General features: G+C 46.1%; 9 protein-coding genes. 6 read left to right on the forward strand and 3 right to left on the reverse strand.

What is annotated here, in order from left to right:
- The 4 genes from pelA to ACWA6V_RS10365 all read left to right on the forward strand — a co-directional run.
- Window positions 1-1,481: pectate lyase (pelA, locus tag ACWA6V_RS10350; protein WP_449522416.1), on the forward strand; the 1,481-nt coding region annotated here is incomplete at its 5' end.
- Between the two features lie 173 nt (window positions 1,482-1,654).
- Window positions 1,655-2,443, forward strand: a complete 789-nt coding sequence (locus ACWA6V_RS10355) for a phosphatase PAP2 family protein (RefSeq protein WP_449522417.1) — start codon at window positions 1,655-1,657, stop codon at window positions 2,441-2,443.
- Between the two features lie 124 nt (window positions 2,444-2,567).
- The gene (locus ACWA6V_RS10360) at window positions 2,568-3,485 is read left to right on the forward strand and encodes a lipid kinase (RefSeq protein WP_449522418.1); all 918 of its coding nucleotides are present in this window, start codon (window positions 2,568-2,570) and stop codon (window positions 3,483-3,485) included.
- A gap of 31 nt (window positions 3,486-3,516) precedes the next feature.
- On the forward strand, window positions 3,517-3,954 hold the full coding sequence (locus tag ACWA6V_RS10365; RefSeq protein WP_449522419.1) for a DUF2383 domain-containing protein: 438 nt from the start codon (window positions 3,517-3,519) through the stop codon (window positions 3,952-3,954).
- 29 nt (window positions 3,955-3,983) lie between these two features.
- Here ACWA6V_RS10365 and ACWA6V_RS10370 read toward each other — a convergent pair whose 3' ends face one another.
- A complete protein-coding gene (locus ACWA6V_RS10370; RefSeq protein ID WP_449522420.1) occupies window positions 3,984-4,979 on the reverse strand; it encodes a DUF4380 domain-containing protein in 996 nt (331 codons plus the stop codon).
- A gap of 165 nt (window positions 4,980-5,144) precedes the next feature.
- Window positions 5,145-5,390: a TIGR02647 family protein gene (locus ACWA6V_RS10375; protein ID WP_310069484.1), complete on the reverse strand. Its 246-nt coding sequence runs from the start codon at window positions 5,388-5,390 to the stop codon at window positions 5,145-5,147.
- Window positions 5,391-5,497: 107 nt separating this feature from the next.
- Between ACWA6V_RS10375 and ACWA6V_RS10380 the strand changes: the two genes are divergently transcribed.
- The gene (locus tag ACWA6V_RS10380; protein WP_449522421.1) at window positions 5,498-5,710 is read left to right on the forward strand and encodes a hypothetical protein; all 213 of its coding nucleotides are present in this window, start codon (window positions 5,498-5,500) and stop codon (window positions 5,708-5,710) included.
- A 295-nt stretch (window positions 5,711-6,005) separates the two neighbouring features.
- On the opposite strand, the gene ACWA6V_RS10385 is transcribed toward ACWA6V_RS10380, so the two are convergent.
- Window positions 6,006-8,153, reverse strand: coding sequence for a glycoside hydrolase family 6 protein (locus ACWA6V_RS10385; protein WP_449522422.1), 2,148 nt, complete (start codon window positions 8,151-8,153; stop codon window positions 6,006-6,008).
- Window positions 8,154-9,502: 1,349 nt separating this feature from the next.
- Between ACWA6V_RS10385 and ACWA6V_RS10390 the strand changes: the two genes are divergently transcribed.
- Complete coding sequence (locus ACWA6V_RS10390; RefSeq protein ID WP_310069478.1) at window positions 9,503-10,108, forward strand: DUF2214 domain-containing protein; 606 nt, start codon at window positions 9,503-9,505, stop codon at window positions 10,106-10,108.
- Window positions 10,109-10,327 lie beyond the last annotated feature (219 nt).

Consider the following 10,327-nt stretch of genomic DNA (forward strand, 5'->3'; position numbering starts at 1 on the left):
CAACCGCAACTTTCACGATTCAAGAAGAGCAAGCGGGTTTTTGTCGCGTAGACGGCATTGCGAGCGAAAGTACCAACACCGGATTTACCGGAAACGGCTACACCAATTCCAATAATGCGCAAGGCGCGGCGATTGTGTGGGCCGTTAATGCAACCACCAGCACCCGCCACACGGTGACCTTCCGCTACGCGAATGGCGGCACTGCCAATCGCAATGGTTCGCTGGTGATTAACGGCGGCAGTAACGGTAATTACACCGTGCAATTACCGCCCACAGCCAGCTGGGCCGATTGGCAAACCGCGAGCGTGGAAATCGATTTGGTTCAGGGCAATAACAGTTTGCAACTTACAGCGCTCACTGCAGATGGCCTCGCAAATATAGACTCAATTAAAATTGAAGGCGCATCGACCAAAGCCGGAACCTGTGCAGGTGCAGCCAGCAGTAGCAGTGCTGCCTCCTCAGTGAAATCCAGCGCTAGCGCGGCCAGTAGTTCTGTCCCTGCGACAGGCAACGGTGCCATATTAACGTTAGATGGTAACCCGGCCGCTAACTGGCTCAATAAATCTCGCACAAAATGGAACTCCTCGCGTGCTGATATTGTTGCGTCCTACCAACAGTCCAATGGTGGTTGGCCAAAAAATCTTGATTACAACTCGGTAAGCGCAGGTAACGGCGGTAGCGACAGTGGCACAATCGACAATGGGGCTACCATTACGGAAATGGTTTATCTCGCTGAAGTTTACAAAACCGGGAACAACACTAAGTACCGCGATGCCGTTCGCCGCGCAGCAAACTTTATTGTGAGTTCGCAGTACAGTACAGGAGCATTACCGCAGTTTTATCCGTTGAAAGGCGGCTATGCAGACCATGCAACCTTCAACGATAACGGAATGGCTTACGCACTGACAGTATTGGATTTTGCCGCAAACAAGCGCGCACCTTTTGATACCGATGTGTTTAATGATGCAGACCGTGCGAAATTTAAAACAGCGGTTAGCAAAGGCACTGCCTATATTCTCAAAGCACAATGGAAACAAAATGGTGTATTAACTGTGTGGTGCGCTCAACATGGTGCAACGGATTATCTGCCGAAAAAAGCGCGCGCTTATGAATTGGAATCGCTGAGTGGTAGTGAATCAGTGGGCGTGCTTGCGTTCCTGATGACCCAACCACAAACTGCTGAAATTGAAAAAGCGGTGCGAGCAGGAGTCGCTTGGTTCAATAGCCCCAATACGTATCTTGATGGCTACACCTACGATTCATCGCTGGCGGCGACAAACCCTATCGTTAAAAAAGCAGGCAGCAAAATGTGGTATCGCTTTTACGATTTAAATACCAACCGCGGATTTTTCAGCGATCGCGACGGCAGCAAATTCTATGACATTACACAAATGTCGGAAGAGCGCCGCACGGGTTATAGCTGGGGTGGGTCTTATGGGAATTCGATTATTCCATTCGCGCAAAAGGTGGGATATCTATAAAAATAAATTAATCATTCAAGTAGCAACCTGCTAACGGAACATCAGGATGCTAGCAGAAAAATGCCAGAAAATTTTTCTGGCATTTTTTTTGCCTGATTACACTCAAAACCGATAGTCTACTCAGCAAGACATATGTAAAAGATCAAAAAATTATTACTTTCGCGAGAAACCCTATGGATAAAAATCATCAGCAAACCCATATTGATAAGAAGTTTTGGGGTGTTATCTCGCATCAGAATCCCTTAATAAAACTCATGCTGTGGATTGGCAATCGCGAATTCGCAGTTTTAATTGCCCTATTCTTCGTTTTGGTATCGCTTTGGGGATTTGTCGCCCTGACCGAGATCGCGCTAGAAAATCATCCGCATGAATTTGATCGCGCACTGTTACTCAGTATGCGCAATGCCGCCGATGTGAGCGACCCTATCGGCCCGGGCTGGGCGGAAGAAATTGGGCGAGACTTTACGGCACTTGGTGGCAATGCCGTTTTAATACTACTCACTATCGCCGTCATTGGTTATCTTTTGCTAGACCGAAAACCCCGCATGATACTAGTAGTCCTCATCGCAACACTTGGCGCACTGGGAGCTAATAATCTTCTAAAAAAAGCCATTGATCGCGACCGCCCCGATCTGCTTCCGCACGGCAGACAAGTCTACACCGCGAGCTTCCCCAGCGGCCATTCCATGCTGGCGGCAAGTACCTATCTCACGCTCGGTGCCCTTCTGGCGCAATTACAGCGTCGCAAAATCATCAAAGCCTATATTTTAATGATATGCATCACCATCACCTTGCTGGTGGGTACAAGCAGGGTATATCTGGGAGTGCACTGGCCTACTGATGTGCTCGCAGGCTGGGCCGCAGGTGCCGGCTGGGCAGTGTGCTGCTGGTTATTGGCTCGTTGGTTGCAGGCAAATGACGGGCAAATAAACACTGCAAATATTGACCATACTGGCATTTAGTAAACCACTATCCCGGCAGTAACACCGTATCCGTAATCCAAAAAATGAATATTTATAGCTATCGGAGGTGTGCCAACTAACGGAAAAAAATACAAGGGTCATGTAAAAACGAATAGATTAGTGAATGGATGATACAACCGAGGAATACGTGAAGGTGACGATTATCAATACTGCCTTGTTAATCCTGAATGCTAATAGCCGCAACGGAGGCACTGCTGATATGCAGGAAGGCCTGCAGTTGCTCAAAAGTGCAGACATTACTATCATTCAAAAAAACTCTGGTAGTGCCAAAGAAACTGCGCAATTAATTCAGGATCATTGCGACCAAATACAATTAGTGATTCTCGGTGGAGGTGATGGCACTGTCAGTTCAGCAGCTGAAGCACTCTACAAACATAAGTTGCCATTCGCCATATTACCCTTGGGCACTGCAAATGATCTGGCGCGCTCGCTGGGAATTTCCAGTAACCTACCTGATGCATTCCAAACCATCCTCAATAATTACCGCAGCAAGATTAATTTGGGGGTTATTAATGGGCATTATTTTTTAAATGCCGCGCACATCGGGCTAGGCGTTACTGTCACGCATGAATTAACACCAGAAGTTAAAAAGAAATGGGGCGTGTTGAGTTATTTGAAAGCAGCCTTTGCAGCGTTTAAAAATAATCAATCATTTCGCGTGACGATAACTGCAAATGGTAAGTCACATCAGATGCGCTCCATCCAACTCGCAATCGGTAATGGCCGTTATTACGGTGGAGGAAATGTGATTGATGAAAAGTCTGAAATTGATGATGGATTACTCTGCTTGTATAGCCTCCCTCCCTCAACCTTGTGGGAGTTATTAACACAAGCTCCTTTGTTGCGGTACGGTAAACACAGCCAGATGAAAAAAACATTCACGATTTCAGGTAAACGTATTGAAGTTAAAACAAAACATGCGAAGGAAATTCATGCCGACGGAGAACCCGTCACTAAAACGCCAGCAATATTCGAAGTGATCCCACAGGCGTTGGAAGTGATTAGGCCAGTACCTACTTAAACCACACCTCAAGTTTGCCAAGGAGCACAGAATGTTTCGTTTACTTTCAGATACCGAAGTTGCCCTCAATGAGTTATTTGTAGCTTGCCGCGAAAGCATTGATCACTATCATGATGCCGCTGAACTGGTTGGACAATCAGACATTGCAAAACACTTTTTGGATATTGCCAATAGCAGGAAATTATTTTTAAACCGTTTGGCATCTGCAATAAGAGAGCTTGGGGATTTACCCTCAGTTCCCGATCCGGATAAAGAGGCAGGTGAAATGATGCTACATCACTTAGGTGCCGCCCTCTCCTCTGATTATACAAACGAAGCCTTAGCGCAGCGCATTAAGACTGAAGAACATATTCTGGCGTTAGTTAATGCAGCACGCAAAACTGAGCCGAATCAGTCTTGTACTGGATTATTGAATGACTTAACGAGCCATATTGAAGATGCAATTAATACGCTTACCACAGCTATTTAAACTTTTCGGTGCCTATTCGATATTGAAAGTCACAAAATTGACTGTTCTAAAAGCTCTCGTAAAAAAGCACGCTGCGCTGCGGGTGTTTGTTCATTCTCATAAGGTAAAAGTGTCCAGACTTCAGTCGCTGACATAGATTCACGCGGCTTGAGGGTTTTGTAAGGTGCATGTACTTCAAGCTCCAACAACCCTTCTTCCGGTCTTTCGGTTAAAAACTCCTGATAAAGTTCAATTTGCCCTTGCTCAGGATGAATTGCACTTTTTGGTTGCAGAGCAAACTGGATAATTAACAATTGCTCACCGCGAAATGCAGCCATCCATCCCTGCTCAGGCTGGATGAAAACCTTGCCTTTACGTCCTTTGTGTGTGCTGGGTGAAAAATTTTCCAGCGCAAAAAAACCCTCGCTGAAAGTGTATTCCAGTGGCCCATAAGTAGCATCAGTAAAGTGTTGAATGCGCACATCTTGCATGCTTGTAATAGGCACATATACATTCGTTGTGTGTGGTACGCGAGTATTAAACCAAATATCCCAAGCAACATTTGAATCGCGAATGTTTTGCGCATTCACATCCAGGCGAATTTGATTGGGTTTACCATCTATAAGCGAAAATGTTTTTTGCAGCGCAACACCCGATATAGGGCTATTAGGGCTTCGCATAATGACGCGCTGCGCGTTTTTTTCTTGCAGCGTATTTTTAGCGAGAATTAAAAAGGGATCAGGCGGCCACACCGCTTTTGCAGCTGCACGCTGGGGATTGAGCAGTTGATGCACCCACCATTGACTCTGCGGGCCCACCCAGGTTTCATGCCCCAAATAACCTATATTGTAGGATTCAGGTGTCACCACTGGATTTGGATCGCTAACCACCGCAGCGCCAACAAGTAAAAAATTGGGCTGATCGAGAAGGCTCGCAGATAAAATTCGCCCGCCGATATCAGGAGTAATTTCAATAGCGATAGAGCCATTGCTGAGCGGAATGCGCGTTACTTCTGCCAGCGCAGATAATGCAGAAGAAAAAAACATAAGCAAAAGAATCCTTACCAAAAAGATATGGGGCGCGGGCATAATTAATCTCTCACTAGGTATTTTTTTGTATGTTTTTTTGCAGCATGCAACAACATCTACACTGGATGTTGTATGCACCAAATAGATTTATAGAACTATTGCTTTAAGGTCAACAAACGAAAATTACAGCAAGGGCTTGGAGTTCAGTATTTGCAACAGTTGTTGCAGGTGCACCGAAGACTCATATCCTAAAGGGGTTAAGTAACCGCCATCCACTTGGGTTGTTAATTGTTTTTCAAAAAGACGGCGCGTCGCAGCGATAATATCAGCAGAAGCATCCGAGTGAACCTTTAATCCTGACTGGCTGGTACTGGTATCAAACATACGCAACACTTGCATTTCGGCAACTAATTCGGGCGATATTGGCATGGTCATTCTCCGTTATTATTGAGACTTGATTATTAGCTTCTGGTCTGCAAACCAGTAAAAGTGGATTTCATTTCCCCTGAATGAGTCAGTTATAAATAGCATAGCCCTTGCGTATCGCCAAATATTTCGCTGAAAAAGCGGTGATTTCATATAAAAATCGACTATTCAATTCGGGCATTGTGAATTTTGATCACCATGCAGGCAAAAAAATCCCGCAAATGTATGCGGGATTTTTTAACCAAGACTCTATCACCGGCCAGTCCACTGACAATACTTACGTAGTGAAAGACATTTTTGTTATGGGCGATTCGCTTTCATGAATCCGGCGAACCCTGTTGAAATTATTTTTGTTGATTCACTTTTGACAAATAACGCAGCAAAAATAATTTTTAGAAAATGCTGGAGGGGGCAAACTAACAAAAAACCGACCCACCGTATGGAGGGTCGGGAAGTTCACGGTTTTTCAGGGATAGCTATTGGAGTCTGGCAAGCGGCGGGAGCTGTAGTAAAACCGCTCCGCCCGCCCGAATCCATTGTGGGAAAAAGTCGTCCTTAACCGGGGCATCTCTCCAAATGCCTGTCCATGCTCACTCTCACACGGTTTGCTTAACCCAATTATTCCAAAGGTGGGTAAGCATTATTAATCAACACCTGCAAACCTTCTTTGAACCAGCGACCAGCAACTGGCGCATTTGGCAACGCCCCCGTATCTACGTTAGAGCCACTGCCTGGGTTGTAGTTGTAAGTTGGGTCACACATACGGTCGAAGCCTTTTGCTGGATCTTGTGGATCGAAGGACAACTCTTGCGAGGCAGCACCATCAGATTCACCTGGCGGTTTCACCCACACGTAAGCATCAATACCTGCCACAGGTGCAACGCGTGGACGCTCACCGATGCCACCGCGCTGATTACACCAGTTGCCGCGATGGGTACGACGGTCAAGACGTGATTGATCAACGAAGGTATCCAGAACAGTGCTGGTTGATTGAGCAGCTGGACGGTTTGGACCACCCCAACCATTACGGCCGGTATCAACCAACATCCCGATAGTGCTTGGGAAGCCAGCAGAAATCATTGCAGTGCGCCATGCTTGAACGAAAGCCACCTCACTGAAATGCGGATTCCACTCGTAGAACTTGGCTTGACGGGTTTGTGTACCACCACCGCTGCCTGGGAAGGCGCTGTTAGCCAAGGAATCAAGGAATGGCTCATACAATGGAGTGTAACCAGAGGTGTTGGATACGAAACCAGCAACAGTGTTAACACCGCCAGTCGCGCCTTTGATTGCATCACCAATCAAGGTTACTGCTTTACCGAAGTTATCAGTCCAGCCCAACCAGCCTGAGTGGCCGATATCAACGTAAGAGTAAACATTCGGAATAGTGTGAAGCTTGCTCAGGGTGTAACGGGTGTTGGCAACATAACCATGGGTTGCATCAGTCGCTTGTTGACACTCTGGATCGCTCAAGTTGGTAACCAGATTTGGCAATGAGTCAGGCTCAATAATCGCAATGATGCGCAAGCTTCTGTATTTGGCATCACCAAAAATGGCTGCAATAGCATCTACATATTCAGTGCGATAGCGGGCAGTACCTTCAGCACCTTGTTTCAACTCGCCGTTTGATGCTAACGCATGGCAATCGCGGTTAGGCAGATCGTAAACAACGATTTGGATCACATTTGCATTTTGCGCCAATGCTGCATCCAGGTGATCGCGCAGACCGTAGCTACCATCGGTCGGAGCAATAGCGCCGATACGGTCCATCCACACTGCGGTGTTATAGCCAGCGATTTTTGAACCATTGGTTTCAGCTTGTGCTTTGGCGGACCAGATTGGGTCGATGTACCAACGCGCATCAACGAATGGGTTATCCATACGGCTGGAGGCATTGGAAGATACCGAGCTACTTGAGCGTGAACTAGGCGCAACAGAAGAACTGGTGCTTGGAACCGAGCTCGATGTCGTCGCAATGCTGGAACTGCTTGGAGCAACAGAACTGGTAGTCGCTACAGAAGAGCTGCTTGGTGCAATAGACGAACTACTTGGCGCAATTGATGAACGTGAGCTTGGCGCAACTGAACTGGTGGTTGCGACAGACGAACTGCTCGGAGCGATGGAGGAGCGGGAACTTGGCGCAGTACTGCTAATGGAGGAACCACCCACTACGTTGATACAAGTAGAGCGGGAAATACAACTCTTGTTGTTTTCCCAACCCCAGCCACTCTGGGTGGTAACACACAGGGGATAAAGGGTGCCGTACCAATTACATTGTTGGCCGCCGTTGTTAATCACACTTGAGCTTGAGCTGCTAACGACAGGAGTCGAACTGCGCGAAGAACTGGTCGTCGGTACGCTGGATGGCGCTGCTGAACTGGTCACTGCGCCAGAACAAATACTGCCTGTCACACTTGGGATCTCAGCAGCACCGCCACGTTTATCTACTTGAAAACCAAAACTGACACTCTGGCCTGGCGGCAAACTGCCGTTCCAACCCATATCGGATGCTGTGTAAGGATTGCTTCCACTCAGGCGTACATTCCATGAAGTGGTGACACGGTTGGTCGCATATTGCCAACCCACAGTCCAGCCATTTACAGCGGTTGTGCTGCTATTGGTAACTATGATTTCACCGGTAAGTCCGGTGTTCCACTCGTTAGTAATTTTATACGTGCAACCGGCTGCAGCACCCTGGCTGGCAGCAGCCAGTCCAAGGCTTAACACTGCAGCCAAGCCGTAAGTTTTTCTTAAGGGAGTTGTCATTCAAGTTCTCCTGGATTCCAGTGAGGAAGACCATAAGGCCTCGTTATTATTTCGCGCCTGATACCGCTGACGCTGATTTATCCTTACATTCCGGTAAGGCCGTCACGTACCTGCCTGTGACATTGTCGGTCCATCAATATATTTGTTAGCGCAACCTTATTTTTCGCTAAAGAAAGGCAATGCACCAATCACCTGAATAATGATGATTAACAGGAATCAGCCACTACAGAAAAATGCGCCAGTTTTGCAACACAGAAACAATACCAACAAAAAAATAAGCTGGTAAAACAATGACATTGAACAATTATTGTGGTTATTTTTAATGGTTTTTTGCAAAAAATATTACATCGAGAGACTCGTTACTGAAGATTGCATCGGAATTATTATGATTTTATTTTCCAATGCTATCTGCGAATAACCTCTCATTGTGTACTTGTACCCTAGAAAAATAATACATACAAGGTAGCGCTATCATTTAAACGACAATATTTGCATTACGGTAACCGGAGAAAGAGTTACTGCACTCGCAATAAGTCCCACCCTACCCAAACCGCTATCGCAGGAACTACCAGAAAGTGTCTGTATCAACTGCCTGATTTAGTGGGTCCTACACGCGCACATCCCACAAGGCTGGATTTGTTTTCTTATAATTTTTAGATGTTTATAGGGTCTTTTATAGCCCTAAATGAGAACTGGTTCCGTTCGAAAAATGCTACTATCAGTAAGTTTTGACAAGGTAGTGTAAAAAAATGCAAATAACAAGTATCTCACCTCGAAATTTGTATGACTTACCTGACCTAACAAAAGCCCGTACACTAGGTTGCATCCCTTTTATCGCCCCCTCTTTATTTCTAACTACTCATTGAAGAGCACTTTTTCATGAAGGCAATTTTACCTATGAACAAAAAAAATGTTTTTGCGAGCTTATTACTGACTTTATTAAAAATGAAATGAATTTTCTTTGTTTTGTGAATTGATCGCGCTGTCAATTTGCTGTAACGTGGAATAATAAACATAAAAATAGATTCATCCATTAGAGAGATGTTTTTTAGTTATAAACACATAGCGCCAAACGGATAATTAAGGCGCCAAAATTATAAAGACCGTGATAAGAACGAGGGAAACAAGTGCTGTATTCGCGAGAACCACACACTTTTCTGCTTCACCATCCAGCTGTAACTAATTTGCGCGCGAGCGTTTATAAATAGCTTTTCTGGCCGTAAAAATTCATTCTCAATTTTTCGTCACAAGATTTTATAGATGATTTGTTAGCGCAATCATAAATAGCAAAAAATAACAATTTACTCACAACAACCTGACTCAAAACAACAACAAAGGCGCGGACGACTATGAAGACCTTGATTGTTTATGCACATCTCCTGGCTGCATGTGTGGCTATTGGCATTTTGCTTATTCAAGACTTGGCCTTGGCCAAATCCAAAGGCAGCCCCCTTTCGGCTACTGCTATTAAAGATCTCACCAAATCTGCAGAAATTATGTTTATTGCGCTGGTCGTATTGTGGATTTCCGGTCTGGCACTGGTGCTGCTCGGTTACCTGGAAAATCCCCAGCAGTATCTGATGAACGAGAAGCTGTGGGCCAAATTCACTGTGGTATCGGTGCTAACGCTCAATGGAGTTGCCCTGCACTACTTCAGCTTTCCGCGTGTGACTTCCCGCCGTGGCCTGCTTGGTCTACCGACCTTCGAGCAAATTTTGGTGACGCTGACTGGCGCACTCTCCTCTGTGTCCTGGCTGTTTGCTTGTTACCTTGGTATTGCACGCCCCTGGAACTACACAGTTGACTACAGCTTTGTGATGTTCATTTATTCAGGCCTGCTGGTCGGCGCCTTTATCGTCGCAGGTGAAGTGCTGCGCGCCATGCGCAGAGCGGAACCCGAACCACCCACACTAACCGAGCAAATTCGGTTGAACGCCTCGCGCAAGTTTGATTAATCCTCTGACCCGATATTTTCATGTATCGGGTTTCGGTCGTCATGACAGCGCTAGTGCCACAACGACCGACAATAACTGTTTGTTTTACCCGCTCCGCATGTTTTACCCGTTCTGACAATAACGATTGTTGATGACCGTTACCGGTGCAAACCGGTATTTAACTCCGAGGAAGACACTATGAGTAGCTTTAAAGCCTCTGCGATCACCCCTCGCCTGGAT

The sequence above is a fragment of the Cellvibrio sp. genome (genome assembly GCF_053579595.1).

Excerpts from the sequence above, each read along its gene's own strand:
- ACWA6V_RS10355 (WP_449522417.1), top strand. The coding sequence starts at position 1,655 with ATGGATAAAAATCATCAGCAAACCCATATTGATAAGAAGTTTTGGGGT.
- ACWA6V_RS10360 (WP_449522418.1), top strand. The coding sequence starts at position 2,568 with ATGGATGATACAACCGAGGAATACGTGAAGGTGACGATTATCAATACT.
- ACWA6V_RS10365 (WP_449522419.1), top strand. The coding sequence starts at position 3,517 with ATGTTTCGTTTACTTTCAGATACCGAAGTTGCCCTCAATGAGTTATTT.
- ACWA6V_RS10370 (WP_449522420.1), bottom strand. The coding sequence starts at position 4,979 with ATGTTTTTTTCTTCTGCATTATCTGCGCTGGCAGAAGTAACGCGCATT.
- ACWA6V_RS10375 (WP_310069484.1), bottom strand. The coding sequence starts at position 5,390 with ATGCCAATATCGCCCGAATTAGTTGCCGAAATGCAAGTGTTGCGTATG.
- ACWA6V_RS10385 (WP_449522422.1), bottom strand. The coding sequence starts at position 8,153 with ATGACAACTCCCTTAAGAAAAACTTACGGCTTGGCTGCAGTGTTAAGC.
- ACWA6V_RS10390 (WP_310069478.1), top strand. The coding sequence starts at position 9,503 with ATGAAGACCTTGATTGTTTATGCACATCTCCTGGCTGCATGTGTGGCT.